A 17273-nucleotide genomic window follows, 5' to 3' on the forward strand; every position below is an offset into this window, starting at 1 on the left:
TCCTTTTTACTTAATGGTGTTCAACTTGGCTAAGGAACTTCTTCGCCCGAGGCTCCTTTGGATTATCAAAGAAAGCTTCTGTTGAACTATCTTCCAAAATGCGACCATCGGCCATGAAAATTACTCGGTCGGCCACAGCCTTCGCAAAGCTCATTTCGTGGGTAACGACTAGCATCGTCATTGATGAGTTTTTGGCGATATCACGCATGACATCCAAAACATCCCCAATCATTTCCGGATCAAGGGCCGAGGTTGGCTCATCAAAAAGCAAGGCCTTAGGCTTCATTGCCAATGACCGCGCAATCGCGATTCGTTGCTTTTGTCCGCCAGACAAAGAAGATGGCATGGCGTTGGCCTTATCGACCAAGCCAACCTGCTCCAACAGTTCCATCGCAATCTTTTTGTTTTCCGCTTCATCCCGCTTCAAAACCAGACGGGGTGCCAACATAATGTTTTCAATCACCGTCTTGTTGTTGTACAAATTAAAGTGCTGGAAAACCATCCCGACATTTTTACGAATTTTGTTCATATCGGTTTTGGGATCATGCAAATCAAAGCCATCAACTTCTAGTTGACCCTCTTCAATTTCTTCCAAGCCGTTAATGGTTCGAATCAATGTTGATTTACCAGAACCAGAAGGTCCAATCAAAACCACCGTTTCACCGGCATCAATCTTCAAATTGATATCGTATAGGGCATGAAAGTCCCCATAATACTTCTGTACATCTTTGAATTCAATCATTGACATTGCTTTGTCTCCTTGCAAAAAAGCGCCCTTCCTAAAACAGGAAAGACTGTTTACGCGTTATTTCCATTCTACCATTAAAATCGCAACAACTGCGACCATTATCGCGATAATCACAATTAGTTCCGATTATTGAATCTGATTTTTTCAAATAATCATGCGAATCGTGAACAAAATAAAAAAGACCAGCAACGCTGATCTTTTTCGAGCCGCTTATGCTAAGCGACGATCGAACCATTTGGCAATCAATGAAAGGCCATAGTTCAACAAGAAGTAAACAATCGTCATGAATAACAAAACCGGAACGATATAGTTCGAGTTTTGTGCATAAACGATTTGCCCACGGTAAGTCAATTCGGCCAAGACAATTCCAGATGCCAAACTCGTATCCTTCACCAGTGAAATCAACTGAGAAATGATTGGTGGAATCATCTTTTTGTAGGCTTGCGGCAAAACAATGTGAATCATCGTTTGCATGTTGGAAAGTCCGTTAGCGCGGGCCCCTTCAAACTGACCCCTATCAACCGCTTCCAACCCACCACGAACGATTTCAGCCAACATCGCTGACTGGAAACCGGTCATGGCCACAACCGTTGCCCAAAAGATTGGCAAATGAACACCAAACTGTGGCAAGGCGAAGTACGTAAAGAAGATAATCAACAACAATGGCAAGTTTCGGACAATGTTATTGAGCGTCCCAACCAAGCTCGAGAAATAAGGGAGTTTTTCAAACAAAATAATCCCAATAATCGAACCAATGATTAAGCTCAAGACCACCGAAATGACCGAAACACCGACAGTAATCCCAAGGCCATCCATCAGATAGCCAAGGTTTGCCCCTGTAAAGGCATCAAAAAATTCTGACATTTTTCGGCCTCCTTATGCTTTTTTCTTGAGTTGGCCTTCGAGGTACTGAATGTAGTAACTCAATGGCAGTGTGATAATCAGGTAAAAGGCCCCGACAATAATATAAGTCGTGAAGGTATCAAAGGAGTTGGCTGCTACCAAGTTCCCCTGGTACATCAAATCCAAACCACCAACAAAGGCTAAAATTGATGAGTTCTTCACCAAATTAATAAATTGATTTCCCAAAGATGGAATCGCCACCCGGAAGGCCTGGGGCAAGACAATCACTCGCATTGCCTGCCAAAAATTCAAGCCATTGGCGCGCGCACCCTCCATCTGGCCTGCTTCGATTGATAAAATTCCCGCTCGAACGGATTCAGCGATGAATGCCGAGGTATAAAGCGTCAATGCAATCGTTCCAGCCGTGAAACCAGTCATCTTGATTACCTTAGCCACGGCCAGGTAGAAGAATAACGTGATAATCAACAATGGAATGTTTCGGAACACTTGAACATAAATATTACCAATTGCCCGCGCCACTTTCGACGTGGTTACCTGCATAATGGCAAAAAACGTCCCCAAAATCAAAGACCCCACGAGCGCGTACAAACTTGCCAAAAGTGTGTGGCCAAAACCTTGGAGAAAGACTGAAAAGTAGTGATCAAGCAACGTCATTTGTGTACCTCCAGTTCATTCAAATCCAGTCCAGGCACCTGACCAAACCACTTCTTAATCAACTGGTTATAAGTGCCGTTCGCCTTCAAAGTATCCAAGGCTTGGTCAACCTGCTTAACCATTGGCTTTTGGTCGTGGTCAAAGGCAGCCCCATAAGGACCGTAAGTCAAAGTTCCACCAACAACATGGTAGTCTGGGTTTTCACTTGCCAAACCATAAAGGATGGCGTTATCAGTTGAAATAGCTTGTCCTTGTCCTGACTTCATCGCCTGCATTGCTGAAGCGTAATCTTGCAAAGCAATCGTCTTTGCCTTCGGCGCAAACTTCTTAATGTTTTGTGCGGCCGTTGTTCCAACAACCACCAACACCGTCTTGCTTGGATCGTTCAAATCCTGAATAGAATTAATACCAGAATCCTTCTTAACCAACAATGACTGGCCGGCTGGGAAGTATGGCTGACTAAAGTCAACAATCTTTGCCCGTTCTGGCGTAATGGTCATTACACCAAATACCCCATCAATGTTGGTGTTCTTCAATAATTGAACCTTAGAAGCAGTTGTAACCGTCACAAATGATGGCGTCAACTTTTCATCGAGCTGCTTGCTCATTTGCTTGGTGACAGCCTTGGCCAAATCGACATCAAATCCTTCTGATGAACCCGTCTTCGTGTCCATCAAACCAAAGAGTTTCGTATCGGCCTTCACTCCCCAAACAATCTTGCCGCTCTTCTTTACCCGAGCCAGGGTATCCTGATGCTTTTGGTTATGGGAAACGGTGTTTTGCGCCCAAACAATTCCAAAAACAATCGCCAGGATTAAAATGATTGTCGCAATAATGCCAAAGCGACGCTTTTTTGCTTTTTCCATGGAGCAATCCCCTTTCTACTTTGATTAGTGGTGCTCCACTTGACTCAAGAACTTCTTTGCCCGTGGTTCAGTTGGGTTTTCAAAGAAGCTTTCAGTTGAGTTGTCTTCAAGGATTCGCCCATCGGCCATAAAGATTACTCGGTCAGCCACGGCCTTGGCAAAGCCCATTTCGTGCGTCACAACCAAGAGAGTCATTGACGAGTCCTTGGCAATGTCACGCATAACATCCAAGACATCCCCAATCATTTCTGGGTCCAGGGCTGACGTTGGTTCATCAAAGAGCAATGCCTTAGGCTTCATTGCGAGTGAACGAGCAATCGCAATTCGCTGCTTTTGCCCACCAGATAAAGCCGACGGCATGCTGTTGGCCTTATCAGCCAAACCAACTCGTTCCAACAATTCCATTGCAATTCGCTTGTTTTCTGCTTCATCACGCTTAAGAACCAAGCGAGGTGCCAACATAATATTTTCAATTGCGGTTTTGTTGTTATACAAATTAAAGTGTTGAAAAACCATGCCGACATTTTTGCGAATTTTATTCATGTCGGTCTTTGGGTCATGAAGATCATAACCATCCACGATCAATTGTCCGTCTTCGATTTCCTCCAAACCATTTACGGTTCGAATCAAGGTTGACTTTCCTGACCCTGAAGGGCCAATTAAGACAACGGTTTCACCCTGGTCAATCTTTAGATTGACGTCGTGAAGGGCGTGAAAGTCGCCATAGTACTTCTGTACATTCTTGAATTCGATCATTGACATCGTAATTTCTCCTTGCCATTTGTTTTCTAGTTGGCCGACAAAAGACCAAGCTTACTTCCATATTACGAGTACGTGTCGGCATTACTGACCAACTTTGTTAGCTTTCATGACAAAATTATTAATTTTTATAAACTTTTTCTAATATTAAAGTTTAAAAACCGAATAAAAAAGCAAAATCAGAAAATTATTCCGATTTTGCTTATTTTGCTAAGATTTGAACCCCTTCAAGGTTATCAGACCAGCCAATATAAGAAGCGCCAGTGAAACTGTCCGTGACCTTTTCACCGTTAATTTCTGTTTTGCCGTTCATAGTATCGTTAATCTGATCCCAACTTAGGTGATTTGGCGTACTGCTGTGGTTGCCTTCCCAATAAAAGCCACCGTTACCATCCCAGATAGCGACATGGCCGTAGTTAACCCCGTCATCCTTACTGGTTAAATTCCAAAAGACGGGGACCATCTTCCCTTGGGGGAAGTTAGTATCATGGTGCATTCCGCCAGCGGCTTCGGCCCTACCAGCCGCTGCCGTGGCAGAAGCGCTCAAAGTCCCACCATGACTAGTGACCGCAAAGGCAGAATCCACGTAACCCAGACACATCCCCGGCTGACCATAGACAAACGGGTTCGCTGATACCAACTGTGTGCCCGATGCAGGCGCCGTCGCTGTCACACCTGCCGGCTTAGCCGAAGAAGTCGAGGCAGCGCTCGTCGATGACTGAGCGGTACTACTTTGGCTAGCTGAAACTGAGCTGCTTGAGCGTACACTTGCTTTTTTAGTGCTGACTTTTTTGCTAGTTTTGGCATGGTGACTGGTCGACATCGCCGAAACGGAAATGGCACCAACACCCAGGACGGCCACAACCACAATGGCAATGATCGATAATTTTTTCTTTGACATACTGCTCTAACCTTTTCTCTCTGATTCTCTTCCCTATTATATTAGAAGAAAAAACCAACTTCAAATGAAGTTGGCAGGTAGATGGAAAAGCCTATGACGCTTTTTCCTTATCAGTTAATGTTAAATTGACCAGTTTAGGTAGTGGGTACCTCGTTCGTAAGTGATCGAAAAGGCTCAAAATAATTGGCCGAACAACAAAGAAAAAAGTTGGTACCGCCACAAAGAATGTTTTCACCCAATTCATCAAATACCCGGGCAAAAATTCCGGATACAAACGGTGGTACATCTCGGTCAGCCAAAGCATCATCACCGTCACGTTTAACATGATGACCGTAAATGGCACCGTATAGTCTTCGGAGAACCGGCTGCGAATAAAGGCCGGGTAGTGTTTATGGAGACGCATTGTCAGCGGCAGTGTCACAAATGTGCGCAAGCAATAAATGACAATCACCATAATTGGATACATAAGCCAGGTCCGTTCCAGTCGCTTTTCTGAGAAACCGAAGCGAATCACCGTATTGTATGTTGACATGATACCGACCATCACAATCGGAAAGACCCAAGTAAGTGTTTTGGGATGATGTAAAAGTTTATGTAAAAAATTGGCAAGAGCTTTCAATGATTTTCCTCTCTAGGAAATGTCGCTGCTAAAAAAGCAGCAACATTTTGTCTAACGGCAAAAGTGACTGTGTGGTACCGGCATTCAATGTCAACGTACACTCTACTTTAACAATAACAAAAAAATTATCCCTTGTCTAAATTTTTCGATTTTTATGGTTATTATTCGTTAATTTATGAAAAGAAAAAACAGCCTTTTGCGCTGTTTTTAGACAATTATTATCGCTTTGATACGGTATTTGTTGCACGCCCGGTCGCGTAATCAATGTTTGCATTTGGTGATGAATTATCTAAAATCACCTTCGTAATGCCATTGCCATCAACGAATTCCTTGCTAGAACCAAGCTTAATGGCAATCTGCTGCCCATTACTATCAAGGCCAACATAAGCCAATTGCACCTGACGTGGGATCAGTTCACTCCCTTGGTAAATTGGTGTGACCATGTAATCCAACCAATAATTTGGATGGTTGGCCAGCCATGAATCCAACCGGTTTTCATAATACAGCATCGAATCGGCGTTGTTGTCGTTCATGCCTTTGTAGTTACCGGCATTGAACCAAGCGGTTTCCGGCACCAAATTACGTGGCTCATCGTTTAGCCCACTAAATTGATAACCAACCAAATGACCCCGGTTCATCAACCAAGCTTGTTGGCTACCATCCCCATAGTAGAATTTATAGTTATGCCAACCCACCGGATTGTACTTTAGCTGTGGTGCCCGTTTAACCTTGGGTTCATCCTTATCTTGCAATTGAATATGCGAATAAGTAGCCCGACCCAGACTATCGAGGTCACCCATCACCATTTGGCGTTGACCAGTAAAGGCTAGAATTGCCGGATTAGTCTGTCCTTGATTTGCCTTTGGTGAACTACCGTCATCTTGCTTTTTCTGACTAGAACTTGAAGAAGTCTCAGCCTTCTTTTGACTGCTGCTCTTAGCAGAAGTTTTCGCCTTTGGCGTTTCCTTCTTTGGTTGCTGCTTACTATCACTATCAGCTGGGGCAGTCATCCCAACCAATACCAACAAAGCAATCACTGCTACCAGTAACCATTTACCGCGCTTTTGTAACTTTAATCCGGCCTTGTGACTACGTCGCCAGTCAATCACTAGCCAAATGAGTGCTGCTAAGAATAGCAGTACAAAAAAATCATTCATCTCTTCTCCCCCACAAACCAAACAGCCTATGTTTGGCTTTCTCTCACACTTCCAATACTTTTTCTATTTTACAGTATTTTATTCTCATTTACAGAGGCAGTTTGCAACTTTCTTCTATATAAATAACACCAACAAATTTGTATCACACAGCTGACAGGTTCGAGAAGATTGATCAGCCTTATTCCCACAAATGCTATAATCAACGAAAAGAGAAAAATGATGAAATTCAACAAAACAATCCCGGAACTACCTGTTTTCAATCTTGAACAATCGAAGCAATTTTATCTGGACGTTCTCAAATTCAAAGTGGAATATGAGCGATTAGAGGAGCATTTCGTCTTTTTAAGTAAAGATGGTAACCAGGTGATGTTAGAAGAAATTCACGATAGTGGCTGGAACACCGCTGAACTAACCTATCCTCTAGGCCGCGGGATCAATTTGTCATTTGAAATTTCAGCCATTGATTCCTTCTATCAGGAAATCGTTAGCAAAGAAGTCCCGTTGTTTCGCGAGATCACCATCAGTCGATACGAAGGTGCTGACGGTTTAATCGTGCAAAAAGAATTTCTCATTCAAGACCCAAACGGCTATTTGTTGCGATTTACAGATTAAAACCAACGACTGATGGCCGCTACTGCAATGCATGTCGAACCGTCCAACAGAATTTGCCGGTTCAGCAAACAAAAAGAAAAGAGGAAATTATGTTTATTGGAAAAAATGTCAAACTATCTCATTACCATGAAGGCGACGGTAAAGACTTTGCCGACTGGCAATGGGATGATGCCTTTATTAATTTGCTATCAGATGATGTCATTCACCCATTTTCAGCAGAAAATTGGGAAAAGATTTTTCGCAATTCAGCCAATGACAACGAAAATGTTGAGTTTACTGTCCGCAAAGTCGTCGATGATAGCCTCATTGGCTTTGTTAGCTTAACAAACATTAGTGTGCGCAACCACTCCTGTGAGCTCGGCATCGGCTTTCCAAAAGAAGAAGACCGCTCGAAGGGCTACGGCCAAGAAACACTATCTTTGATATTGGATTATGGTTTTAACAACCTAAACATGCATAAAATCAAGCTATCGGTTTTTCCCTTCAATACAGCTGCAGTAAAAGCCTATACCAAGGTCGGCTTCATCAAAGAAGGAACGTCAAAAAACGAAGTTTTTTATGATGGCAAATGGGTCGACTCTGATCACTATGCTATTTTCCAAGAAGACTGGTTCGCTAGTCGGCAATAAAAAAATGAAAGTCAAGGAGATTTAATATGGCCATTACATTTGGTAAACCCAATGAAAAAGATTTAGATAAAATTATGAATATTGAAAATTCAGGTTTTTCTGAGGCTGAAGCCGCCACTAGAGAAAGTATGTTAGAAAGAATAAAAGTTATCCCGGATACCTTTATTGTGGCTTATGATGAACAAAATGAACCCGCAGGTTATATTGTTGGCCCAGCATCAAAGGACCGGTTTATTTCAGACGAGCTATTTGAAACTTCGGTTCCAAATTTAGCTGAGGCACCCTATCAAACAGTGCTTAGTTTAGTAGTGTCACCAAACAAACAGAAAATGGGCATTGCAGGGCAACTATTGCAAGAGTTAGCTGTAGTTGCTAAGCAACAAGGTCGTCAGTTAATCACTCTAACTTGTTTAGAAAACCTGGTTCCTTTTTATCAAAGAAACGGTTATCAAGTTGATGGCATTTCCGATTCTCAGCATGCTGGTGAAACCTGGTATAACATGACTAAACGGCTTTAATTGCTATTATAATTTCATAATAAAAAGGCCCACTACTGTTTATACAGATAGTGGCCTTTTTGATATAATTAAGAATAAATCCAAGAAAGGGGAAAACATTTGTTAGATACATTTCGTAAGCATCATACTTTGGTTTTGACGGTCATTGTATTAGTAACGGTCGCAAATATATTTATTAGCATTCATACTCATAATAAATATGAACTTTTAAGCGTTCTTGTTTGGATTTTTACAGCAATATTAGCCAGCATTAATGCCAAAGCCCAACGCTCTCAGAAAGATTCTCAGAAATGAATTTTTCACAATCAGAGAATGGCACTCTAACAGCTTTCTAAGAGCGGTACCAATTCCTTTTAGCTAAATTCACAAAACTTAATCTCACAAAGCGCCCACAATCCTGATACTTATCGGGTTGTGGGCTTTTACTTTGCATAATCCATGAAATTTTTTAATATGCTTATTCCTAATAATAACAACTTAATCGTTCCCTTACTAGACTAGATATGAGACTCAAAATAAACAACCAAAAAGGCAGATTCCAAAAACTGAAGCCTGCCTTTTCCTTTGTAAAAAAGAATTACGAACTTCATTTTACTGTCAATTTCGTCTAATAAATTTGATTACGCATCTTTTCTTGAAGTTAAGCCTAGCCATATGATTGAAATAATAATGAATGCTCCACCTAAAATAAAATTAAGTGTCATTGGAACCTTAAAAAAAGGGATTGAAAAAAGAAAAACAAAGACTGAATTCAGAGCCCGTATCAAATTCGCATTTCTGAAAGAAATGTATTTTAACCCTTCATAGAATAAATATAGACCAAGAAACCCACTCATAAAGGCAGAACCAAATATCGATATAACTCCTGACTTAAAGTTGAATATTATCTGGTTCGAGGCTAATAATGATATTCCCAGTATTAATGAAGAAATGGACTGATTGTAAAACAGCAAAATATTGGTTTCAACGTTTTCAATATTCTTCTTGGCCAACATATTTGTTAAAGCAAAGAAAAATGTATAAGAAATTGCTGATATTATGCCAAAATAACTATTAAGAGAGCCATGAAAATTAGTAATTAGAATAGTACCAATAAGCGTAAAAATTATAGGCATTAAGTCCGCTTTAGAAACCTTTTCGTGCATTATGATAATAGACAATAATAGGGCAAATATAATATAAAATCGGCCAAATAACCCAACACTTACAGGATCCAATAAAGAGACACTAACATATTGAAGTAAAATGCTAATTGCATTTGTTATCCCTAAAAGTATGACCAATTTATTTTTAAATAAATTTGGAATTGCCTGTCTTTTTAACTTGATAACGGAGTAGGTAATAATGGCTGAGAAAAGAGCATTTAAAAAACTAGCTTGTAAAGGAGTCAAAGTAGACATAGAAAACTTATTCAAGACAGGAGTTAATGACATAACTACAACAGAACTTAAATTAAGCCAAATTCCTTTATTAACAGTTGCTGTCTTGACCGACTTCTCAGTTTTAATCATTTTATACCCCAATAATTTAACTTCTCAAAAGTATTCGAATATATTCATCTTAACAAAAAAGCATTTTTTAAGGAAAACAAATTATTTTTCATGAGTCGAGGCATCGAAATACCTTGATTTAACAGTAAACCGCCAAACCAAAATCTAATTGGAATGGAAACATAAGAAACCATTCTAGTAACGGCAATTTCAATAATAAAAATAAAAAAGCTTACGATATAATCTCATAAGCTTTTTCTGTTGTTTATTAACAATTCTCTTTAAATCCTGAATAATCAGAGACTGATTTTTTTACTTTCGCAAATTCACATTAGCGCCTTAACTAGTTATATTGATTAGATAACGTTCTTTTATCTTGTCTTCAATGCTGTATCTAGCATCTAAAATACCATGTTTTTTTAAAATGATTTTTTTGGAATTTTCATTAGAACTATTACAAGTCAATACAGCTTGGTGAATACCCTTTTGCCTTAATTTTTCAAGACCTAGTTCGAGTAATTGATTACCATACCCTAGTCCTCTAAAATCCGGACTAACTCCGTAACCAATATGACCGCCTTCAATCATTAGATTTTCAGTTAAATCGTATCTAATTTGAACACTACCAACGATTACATCATTAACAAATAAAAAAAGGGTTTCTGCCGGAACGAACTTACCATCCTTATTTACCTTGTCATCTTTTAGCTTTTGAACAAAGTCGGGAAAAGTTTGATTAGTAAATGAAGATGTCGGCACCATCTTTTCCTTCCAAGAATTTTTATAATTCTTGTAAACCACTTCATCGGTTAATGCCAATTCTCTACTTTTCATACTTATCCCCTCTACGTTTAATCGATTAAATTATCCTAACCATTTTAAATATAAAATAAAAGAACGATAAAAATCACTGTTACAATCAAACGAATCAAATGATGCTGCCAATGAAAATTCTTTAATTGCAGTCCTCGAATGATGGCTAAAACTTGGAAAGCAACTAATGAAAAAATAGATACAATGACAAATTGCAACCAAGTCAAGAAAGTGCTAATAAGTAATAAGCCAGCTGCTACATTTGTTAAGTAGTTCAATTGTTTTAACGTAGTTGTTTTATCTTGCCAAGTTGCTAATATCATCAGCAAAGCATAGATGGCAAGTAATATCCGTATAGCTAGCTCCATTGTATTTTCCTTTTTTAATTAGTAATGACAAATGTTGAAGATAGCCTATTTCATTTCTGAATACTCGTATTGACGCTAATCAAGAAGCAATTTCTTTTAACACGCTTTGTAGATTTGCGCCATGATGTGTCATAAAGTCATTCATTGTTCCATCAAAATCAATAGCTTGATTAGCAATGTGTGTGATATGAGTTTTTTCGGGAACTAGCCCTTCAAATTGATGTGTTGTTAACAAAATTGTTTTGCCTTTTTCTAGTTCGTCATAAAACAATGTCATTAATTGTTCAACATGATAAGGATCTAAATTCGCAAAAGGTTCATCAAATAGATACAACTTTCGTGGAATTTGTAGTGACGACCAAATAATAATAAAACGCTTCTCACCACCAGATAAATTACCAAACCGAGCATTTAAATTTCTAGAAATCATTTCTGGCAAGCTACTATCATGTACCAAATCAACACCAGCCATTTCGCCGAACAATTTTAAAGTTGTTGCTACAGTTACTTCATCAATGAATCCAGCACCCTGTGTTTGATAAATAATATCTTTTTTATTTGGAAAATCTATAAACTCTTTTGGACGATTATTATCTAGGTCAGATATTTTATCCAAAATAACAGTTTTACCAACACCGTTATTTCCAATTAAAAGGTTTAACATTTTTGGTTCAATGTTAAAAGACGCCTCTTTTACTAGTAATCTTTCCCCTACAAAAATATCGCTTTTTTCAACTTTCATAATTACCTCTTATGCTCCCGTATGAATTGAAGAAACTGGTACCTTTTTCATTAAGGTAGTACCAACCAAAACAATTAGAATTGATGGTAATAGTACAGATGTAATATTAAATAAGGAAGCGTCACTGATGTGGTACAATAATCCACCTAAATCAGACGTTAACGTATACATGCTTACAGAGTTTAACAAAACCCGAAATAAAAGGTTATTGGTTTGAATTCCTGATAGAACTAAACCAACGATAATGTAAGTTGTTAAAATCATCGGAATACTTGAAAGTTTCATACGGCTAACTAAGATAATTGTTGACGCAAGCGAAACTAAAATATCCATAAGAATTGCTGTAATGATCAACAATAAAAGAACCGAAAAATTGAATGAATTTGTGATCATCTGGAAAATAACAACAACCAAAGAAATTTGCACCACATTCGAAACTAAATTAACAAAAAAATTCGCCGTGAAAATATAAAATTTATTACCTACAATAGATGTAAAAGTTTTTAAAAAATTTTTTTCACGACTCATCAAAGTATTCATAACCCAACCATTTATAACGCCAGTAATGACCATATAACCTACAAACGGCAATAATATTGATAACTGGTTAGCTGTATGAATATGCTTTGATGTGCTGGAAAAAAAGTTCACTAATAAATAAGCCAGAGGCATAATGAATGTATAAAGGAAGTCGATTTTATTATCTAAAGCAACTTTGATTTGAAAGGCAATTAATGCCCTTATTTTCTTCATAATATTTCTCCCGCACCATTATGATAATTATTTAATTTTATTATCATCATAATATCACATAGTCTCTATCAGTAAAACACCTTATAATCGTTATAAAAAACATTTTTTATACCTATTTGGAATAAACAAATTATTTTTGGTGAGCCAACGCCACCAAAAGATAAAGCAATTGTCGCATCTATCAGTGGGTATCCCAATGGCTTAGTCATATAAAAAATATAGTTTACTTCAAATATATTGAGAGAAAAATTTATTATAAAGAACATCAAAGATCCACTAAAAATCACCTTTTGATGAAAACTATATTTGGCTTCCTCGTGTTGATTAATCCTTTATTTTATTAATTTGTTTTGACGATCCATGATATTTAATATCAACAAGCATATAAAGAGGAAAGCGGTGAAAATAAAAATATTATGCATTGAAGTTAAAAAAATTTGAATTAACTTTTTTGATTCTTCCGGCTGATTCTGACTTATGAGCTGATTCATTAATTTAACAATGTTTGCTTTTGGAAACTCAAACTGATGTTTAGAAATAGTAAAATTAAAAATCAAACCAAAAAGTCCAGTAGCAAATGTTTGTCCTAGGGTTCTTCCTAGGGTTAACATTGACGATGCTGAACCCACGTCCTTTTCATCAACAACATGCTGTGAGATAAGTGTATTCATCGTTATGACAATTCCAAGTACCGTTCCAGTAATAGCAGAAATAATATAAAAAATAGCTATTGGTGCATGGTTATTAATTAATGTTAAAGGCAAATAACTAATCATTAAAATGGTGATTAAAGGAATTGCAATCCATTTAGGAGCCCATCTTTTAATTAAATAACCTACTGAGAAAGAGGAAAATAACCAGAAAATTGGACTAGGAGTAACTGCCAAACCCGCAACGGAAGGCGCTACATGATACACAGTTTGTAGCCACATAGGAAAATACGTTTGAAAACCAATCTGAACAGCACTAAGTAATAAAGCGGTAAAAATTTGAATCAAAAACAATTGATTTTTGAAAAAATGAATTGGTATGATAGGATCTTTTGCTTTTGGTTCAATTTTTACAAATAGACCTGCCGAGAAAACTACTACAAGGAATAGTAAAGTAATCGCAATTATATTAGCATTTTGATTTGAAACAAGCTGCAGTAGAAGCAAAGCTGATACTAATAGACAACTTAAGGTCCACATTCCCTTCCAATCTAGGGATGTTTTCACCATTTGTTTAGCGTTTTCATCATAATAAAAAAGAATAATTACTAGAGATAAAAGACCTAACGGAATATTTACAAAAAATACCCAGTGCCAACTAAGTTGTTCAACTAAATATCCCCCAATAATTGGTCCTGTTAAAGCTGAAATTCCCCATGCAGTATTATTTAAACCTAAAATTTTCGATCTTTCGTCATATGTAAACAAATCAGCAATCATCGTGAAGGTAATTGGCATGATTGCTCCTGCACCTAATCCTTGAAGAGATCGAAATGCGATTAAAAAGAATATATTGGGAGACAAGCCGCAGAGGAAGGAACTAAAGGTAAACAAAACAAGTCCAGTAACAAAAACCGGCTTTCTTCCTACTCTATCAGCTAGTTTTCCATATATCGGCGTACTCAGAGATGCGGTCAGCAAATACACAGCGAAAATCCAACTTTCGAACGCTAAACCGTTTAAGCTAGTAACGATCGATGGTAAAGCAGTTGTAATGATGGTAGTTTCAACTGATGTCATAAAAGTAGCAATTAAAATAGCTACTAAAATTATTTTTTTCCTAAAAAAATCGTATTGAAACATTTTTTCTCCTTTTTATTTATACTGTGGTTCGATAACAATAGAAATAAGAATGAAAATAAAAAGATTCATATTACAATGAATCTAAAAATCCAGGCAAATACTTATTAAATGTATCCATATTTAAAGACAGATACTTGCTTTGCGCCTCCCTTCTGGTTTTCGTTAACTGTACTGACCTTAATTCTTTAAAATGATAGGAAACGGTCGATTTACTAATCGATAGCTTCTCCCCTACTTCTCCGCAAGTTAATTCTCGAGAGCTATGATATAAAATTCGTATTATTTTTAAGCGATTTGGATCAGATAATGTTTGAAAAATTTCTGCTCTATTTTGGTCTTCTATTTCTATTGTCATAAAACAATTGTACATCTAAAAATACTGCACGACTAATTTTTTTATTGTTCTTAATTATATTTTTCCAAGTTCTTTAAATTTTAAATGTTGCAGGATACATGTTATCTTTCATGAGCCAGCGGTGACATACCTGCCCCTATTCCAGCACCCGTTCTTACTACTCCTGCTATTAAAATGACCCAAGCCATCGAAATACCTTGATTTAACAGTAAGCCACCAAACCAAGATCCAATTGGAATGGAAGCATAAGAAACCATTCTAGTAACAGCAACAACTCGACCTAATTGTTCACTCGGAACGGTACGTTGCCGGAGCGTGAAATAAGTGATGACATTGATTGTGCCAAAGAAACTAACCAATACTAAAATAACACCAATATAAAGGTAATTGGTATTAATCAACAATAAAAGTGTACTTAGCCCTGCTAACACTGTGCTGATGGATAGTAGCATCCCAGCTCGAAATCGCTCAACAATTAATGAGCTGACTGGTCCAGCTATTAATGCGCCAATTCCACCAATCGATAAGGCAATGGTTGCATCTATCAGTGGATATCCTAATGCCTTCGTCATATAAAAAATATAGTTTGCTTCAAACATATTAAGAGCAAAATTGGTTATGAAGAACATCAAAGACCCACTAAAAATCACCTTTTGATGAAAGCTATATTTGGCTCCTTCTAAAATGTCATTTTTAAGGAAGGTAAGCGTGATTTTGCGCGTGCGTGGTTTTCTGCTTTTAGGTAAGGCATATAAAATGCCCGCTGAAAGGATAAAAGAAAAGACATCAAAACAAAGCGCATTGATTCCTCCCATTAACATGACAACACTTCCACCAGCTAACGGACCCAAAATGGTTAGTGTATTATCAATTGTCTGAATCAGCGCATTCGCTTTCACGTAATCATCTCGTTTTATAATTTCTGGAATAATACTCTGAAAGCTTGGGTGAATTAATGGATCAACAGAAGCTAGCAAAAATACGGCTAGGTATAACAACGTAAAATTAATGTTTTTTACACTCAAAATAAATAACAAAAAAATGCTAAATATTGAGGCACAAATATTGCCAACAACTAATATCTTTCGTTTGGAAAAGTTATCAGCCAATGTGCCCCCTATCAATGAGAATACAACCCAAGGTATAAACGATATCCCAAAAGCCGTCGCAGCATGGTAAGCAGAACCAGTTTTTGACAAAACAATGATTGGTAAGGCAAGACGATACATCCAGTCACCTAAAGCAGAAACTAAGAAGCTCAACCATAATAGGTGAAAACCTTTTTTCTGAAAACTAAGCACATTCATCAACCTCTTTCTAAAAGTATGCCCTAATGATAGAATACGCATATCAGAAAAAGATGAAATGTGCATATAGGTAAAATTATGGCTGAAATTGGTGAAGTTTTTAAGACCTTTAGAAAAGGGAAAAATATTACTTTAAAAGAAGCAAGCAGTGGCATTGTTTCATATACTTTTTTGTCTAAGTTTGAAAGAGGATTAACCGATATTTCCTTCATGCACTTACTAGAGTTGCTGGATAGAATTAATGTTCAACTTTCAGAGTTTGAATTCTCTTATCAAAAATCAAATAACTATCTAAATGATTTTCTCCCTTCTCTACAAAGAGCCTATCAATCATCCGATATTGATTCTTTAAATGCTCACCTACGGCGTTGGCAAAATAAGTCTGATAAATTTTCCAAGCTACAAGTAATCCAAATTAAAATGATGTTGACGACGCTTGGTAAAGCCACTATTACTGAAGATGAAATTAATACTCTACAAAATTATTTTCAAAGCATCACCAACTGGACGTTCTTTGAACTTTACCTCTTTGGGCATGCAATCCCTTTTCTCGAAGAAAAATTCATGTTAAATCTGTTCCTAGAACTACAAAAAAAGGCCATATTATACGACCTCTTTCGATATGACAGTTTCTCAATGCTATTTTATATTTATAATAATATGATCTTACATATGCTTGAACAGCAAAATGCGGTTGTTGCCCAACAGCTCTTGGATAATCTAGCCTCTTACTTTCAAAATCAGGAAAGAGACTATTACCATCGAGCACGATTATTAAATTTAAAAGGACTGACTTTATACGTTGGTGGCAATAAGGAAAGCGGATTAATGCTTATTAAAAAGTCCAATGTCATTACTTTTTTAATACATGATAATTCTCGATTTGCGCTGAATGAAAAAAATTATTTATCAAAATTTTTAAGTAAAGATGAATTAGAGAGTGTTTTCAACTTTAAAAATGTAGACTTAAATCAATTAAATACATTTAATTGATTTAAGTAGTACACGATTTCTTTTGATTCAATAAATAAATATGGCAGATTGCAAGAATCATCCGAACACCGCATGTTTCTGAAAGACTTTTCGTGGTGATTGCCAGTTGAGCGTTTTCATTGGCCTGGCATTAATCCAATGATTAATTTGATCTAATTCTTTCTGACTGATGGTTTCAATTTTGCGTTCTTTTGGGATAAAACGACGGACATATCGATTTAGCACTTCATTACTACCACGTTCTTCTGGTGAATATGGGTGTGCAAAATACATCGGTATGCCTAGCTGTTCTTCTATGTCATCATATTTTGCAAACTCTCGACCGTGATCAA

General features: G+C 37.4%; 20 protein-coding genes and 1 pseudogene. 4 read left to right on the forward strand and 17 right to left on the reverse strand.

Going from position 1 to position 17273, the window contains the following annotated elements:
• Nucleotides 1-10 precede the first annotated feature (10 nt).
• The 8 genes and pseudogenes from BLW39_RS04230 to BLW39_RS04265 form a co-directional block, all read right to left on the reverse strand.
• Nucleotides 11-748 (reverse strand): amino acid ABC transporter ATP-binding protein, encoded by a 738-nt coding sequence (locus BLW39_RS04230; protein WP_059378286.1) that lies wholly within the window; start codon nucleotides 746-748, stop codon nucleotides 11-13.
• Between the two features lie 210 nt (nucleotides 749-958).
• Nucleotides 959-1612: an amino acid ABC transporter permease gene (locus tag BLW39_RS04235; protein WP_059378284.1), complete on the reverse strand. Its 654-nt coding sequence runs from the start codon at nucleotides 1610-1612 to the stop codon at nucleotides 959-961.
• A gap of 12 nt (nucleotides 1613-1624) precedes the next feature.
• A complete protein-coding gene (locus BLW39_RS04240; protein ID WP_059378282.1) occupies nucleotides 1625-2266 on the reverse strand; it encodes an amino acid ABC transporter permease in 642 nt (213 codons plus the stop codon).
• Nucleotides 2263-3132, reverse strand: coding sequence for a transporter substrate-binding domain-containing protein (locus tag BLW39_RS04245; protein WP_059378280.1), 870 nt, complete (start codon nucleotides 3130-3132; stop codon nucleotides 2263-2265). Before BLW39_RS04245 ends, BLW39_RS04240 begins: the two co-directional genes overlap by 4 nt.
• Before the next feature lie 24 nt (nucleotides 3133-3156).
• Nucleotides 3157-3894: an amino acid ABC transporter ATP-binding protein gene (locus BLW39_RS04250; protein ID WP_059378279.1), complete on the reverse strand. Its 738-nt coding sequence runs from the start codon at nucleotides 3892-3894 to the stop codon at nucleotides 3157-3159.
• A 199-nt stretch (nucleotides 3895-4093) separates the two neighbouring features.
• Nucleotides 4094-4792 carry a hypothetical protein gene (locus BLW39_RS04255; protein WP_059378277.1) on the reverse strand — a complete coding sequence of 233 codons (699 nt, stop codon included), beginning with the start codon at nucleotides 4790-4792 and terminating at the stop codon, nucleotides 4094-4096.
• 91 nt (nucleotides 4793-4883) lie between these two features.
• Nucleotides 4884-5324 (reverse strand): hypothetical protein, encoded by a 441-nt coding sequence (locus tag BLW39_RS04260; RefSeq protein WP_242975638.1) that lies wholly within the window; start codon nucleotides 5322-5324, stop codon nucleotides 4884-4886.
• A gap of 305 nt (nucleotides 5325-5629) precedes the next feature.
• Nucleotides 5630-6313, reverse strand: a pseudogene (locus BLW39_RS04265) (DNA/RNA non-specific endonuclease); the annotation flags it as partial.
• Nucleotides 6314-6787: 474 nt separating this feature from the next.
• Between BLW39_RS04265 and BLW39_RS04270 the strand changes: the two are divergent.
• The 3 genes from BLW39_RS04270 (at nucleotide 6788) to BLW39_RS04280 (ending at nucleotide 8327) form a co-directional block, all read left to right on the forward strand.
• On the forward strand, nucleotides 6788-7180 hold the full coding sequence (locus BLW39_RS04270; protein WP_059378269.1) for a bleomycin resistance protein: 393 nt from the start codon (nucleotides 6788-6790) through the stop codon (nucleotides 7178-7180).
• An 89-nt stretch (nucleotides 7181-7269) separates the two neighbouring features.
• Nucleotides 7270-7809: a GNAT family N-acetyltransferase gene (locus BLW39_RS04275; RefSeq protein WP_059378267.1), complete on the forward strand. Its 540-nt coding sequence runs from the start codon at nucleotides 7270-7272 to the stop codon at nucleotides 7807-7809.
• A gap of 26 nt (nucleotides 7810-7835) precedes the next feature.
• Nucleotides 7836-8327, forward strand: a complete 492-nt coding sequence (locus tag BLW39_RS04280) for a GNAT family N-acetyltransferase (RefSeq protein WP_059378265.1) — start codon at nucleotides 7836-7838, stop codon at nucleotides 8325-8327.
• Nucleotides 8328-8947: 620 nt separating this feature from the next.
• On the opposite strand, the gene BLW39_RS04285 is transcribed toward BLW39_RS04280, so the two are convergent.
• The 8 genes from BLW39_RS04285 to BLW39_RS04320 form a co-directional block, all read right to left on the reverse strand.
• Complete coding sequence (locus BLW39_RS04285; protein WP_074717771.1) at nucleotides 8948-9838, reverse strand: DMT family transporter; 891 nt, start codon at nucleotides 9836-9838, stop codon at nucleotides 8948-8950.
• 318 nt (nucleotides 9839-10156) lie between these two features.
• Entirely contained in the window at nucleotides 10157-10651 is a 495-nt protein-coding gene (locus BLW39_RS04290) for a GNAT family N-acetyltransferase (RefSeq protein ID WP_059378258.1), read from the reverse strand.
• A gap of 44 nt (nucleotides 10652-10695) precedes the next feature.
• Nucleotides 10696-10998, reverse strand: a complete 303-nt coding sequence (locus BLW39_RS04295) for a hypothetical protein (RefSeq protein WP_059378257.1) — start codon at nucleotides 10996-10998, stop codon at nucleotides 10696-10698.
• 79 nt (nucleotides 10999-11077) lie between these two features.
• On the reverse strand, nucleotides 11078-11740 hold the full coding sequence (locus tag BLW39_RS04300; protein WP_059378255.1) for an ATP-binding cassette domain-containing protein: 663 nt from the start codon (nucleotides 11738-11740) through the stop codon (nucleotides 11078-11080).
• 9 nt (nucleotides 11741-11749) lie between these two features.
• The gene (locus BLW39_RS04305) at nucleotides 11750-12493 is read right to left on the reverse strand and encodes a hypothetical protein (protein ID WP_059378253.1); all 744 of its coding nucleotides are present in this window, start codon (nucleotides 12491-12493) and stop codon (nucleotides 11750-11752) included.
• A 332-nt stretch (nucleotides 12494-12825) separates the two neighbouring features.
• Complete coding sequence (locus BLW39_RS04310) at nucleotides 12826-14286, reverse strand: MFS transporter (protein ID WP_059378251.1); 1461 nt, start codon at nucleotides 14284-14286, stop codon at nucleotides 12826-12828.
• A gap of 70 nt (nucleotides 14287-14356) precedes the next feature.
• The gene (locus BLW39_RS04315; RefSeq protein ID WP_074717777.1) at nucleotides 14357-14641 is read right to left on the reverse strand and encodes an ArsR/SmtB family transcription factor; all 285 of its coding nucleotides are present in this window, start codon (nucleotides 14639-14641) and stop codon (nucleotides 14357-14359) included.
• A 101-nt stretch (nucleotides 14642-14742) separates the two neighbouring features.
• A complete protein-coding gene (locus BLW39_RS04320; RefSeq protein ID WP_059378249.1) occupies nucleotides 14743-15948 on the reverse strand; it encodes an MFS transporter in 1206 nt (401 codons plus the stop codon).
• Between the two features lie 78 nt (nucleotides 15949-16026).
• On the opposite strand from BLW39_RS04320, the gene BLW39_RS04325 reads away from it, so the two are divergent.
• Nucleotides 16027-16941, forward strand: a complete 915-nt coding sequence (locus BLW39_RS04325) for a helix-turn-helix domain-containing protein (RefSeq protein WP_059378247.1) — start codon at nucleotides 16027-16029, stop codon at nucleotides 16939-16941.
• Nucleotides 16942-16998: 57 nt separating this feature from the next.
• On the opposite strand, the gene BLW39_RS04330 is transcribed toward BLW39_RS04325, so the two are convergent.
• Nucleotides 16999-17273, reverse strand: a 275-nt coding sequence (locus tag BLW39_RS04330; RefSeq protein WP_143404252.1) for an IS30 family transposase, incomplete at its 5' end; no start/stop codon positions are given.

Source organism: Fructobacillus pseudoficulneus (assembly GCF_900108455.1).
GTDB lineage: Bacteria > Bacillota > Bacilli > Lactobacillales > Lactobacillaceae > Fructobacillus > Fructobacillus pseudoficulneus.

Excerpts from the sequence above, each read along its gene's own strand:
- BLW39_RS04305 (WP_059378253.1), bottom strand. The coding sequence starts at position 12,493 with ATGAAGAAAATAAGGGCATTAATTGCCTTTCAAATCAAAGTTGCTTTA.
- BLW39_RS04295 (WP_059378257.1), bottom strand. The coding sequence starts at position 10,998 with ATGGAGCTAGCTATACGGATATTACTTGCCATCTATGCTTTGCTGATG.
- BLW39_RS04275 (WP_059378267.1), top strand. The coding sequence starts at position 7,270 with ATGTTTATTGGAAAAAATGTCAAACTATCTCATTACCATGAAGGCGAC.
- BLW39_RS04290 (WP_059378258.1), bottom strand. The coding sequence starts at position 10,651 with ATGAAAAGTAGAGAATTGGCATTAACCGATGAAGTGGTTTACAAGAAT.
- BLW39_RS04300 (WP_059378255.1), bottom strand. The coding sequence starts at position 11,740 with ATGAAAGTTGAAAAAAGCGATATTTTTGTAGGGGAAAGATTACTAGTA.
- BLW39_RS04230 (WP_059378286.1), bottom strand. The coding sequence starts at position 748 with ATGTCAATGATTGAATTCAAAGATGTACAGAAGTATTATGGGGACTTT.
- BLW39_RS04250 (WP_059378279.1), bottom strand. The coding sequence starts at position 3,894 with ATGTCAATGATCGAATTCAAGAATGTACAGAAGTACTATGGCGACTTT.
- BLW39_RS04255 (WP_059378277.1), bottom strand. The coding sequence starts at position 4,792 with ATGTCAAAGAAAAAATTATCGATCATTGCCATTGTGGTTGTGGCCGTC.
- BLW39_RS04285 (WP_074717771.1), bottom strand. The coding sequence starts at position 9,838 with ATGATTAAAACTGAGAAGTCGGTCAAGACAGCAACTGTTAATAAAGGA.
- BLW39_RS04315 (WP_074717777.1), bottom strand. The coding sequence starts at position 14,641 with ATGACAATAGAAATAGAAGACCAAAATAGAGCAGAAATTTTTCAAACA.
- BLW39_RS04280 (WP_059378265.1), top strand. The coding sequence starts at position 7,836 with ATGGCCATTACATTTGGTAAACCCAATGAAAAAGATTTAGATAAAATT.
- BLW39_RS04240 (WP_059378282.1), bottom strand. The coding sequence starts at position 2,266 with ATGACGTTGCTTGATCACTACTTTTCAGTCTTTCTCCAAGGTTTTGGC.
- BLW39_RS04320 (WP_059378249.1), bottom strand. The coding sequence starts at position 15,948 with ATGAATGTGCTTAGTTTTCAGAAAAAAGGTTTTCACCTATTATGGTTG.
- BLW39_RS04310 (WP_059378251.1), bottom strand. The coding sequence starts at position 14,286 with ATGTTTCAATACGATTTTTTTAGGAAAAAAATAATTTTAGTAGCTATT.
- BLW39_RS04235 (WP_059378284.1), bottom strand. The coding sequence starts at position 1,612 with ATGTCAGAATTTTTTGATGCCTTTACAGGGGCAAACCTTGGCTATCTG.
- BLW39_RS04245 (WP_059378280.1), bottom strand. The coding sequence starts at position 3,132 with ATGGAAAAAGCAAAAAAGCGTCGCTTTGGCATTATTGCGACAATCATT.
- BLW39_RS04325 (WP_059378247.1), top strand. The coding sequence starts at position 16,027 with ATGGCTGAAATTGGTGAAGTTTTTAAGACCTTTAGAAAAGGGAAAAAT.
- BLW39_RS04260 (WP_242975638.1), bottom strand. The coding sequence starts at position 5,324 with ATGTCAACATACAATACGGTGATTCGCTTCGGTTTCTCAGAAAAGCGA.
- BLW39_RS04270 (WP_059378269.1), top strand. The coding sequence starts at position 6,788 with ATGAAATTCAACAAAACAATCCCGGAACTACCTGTTTTCAATCTTGAA.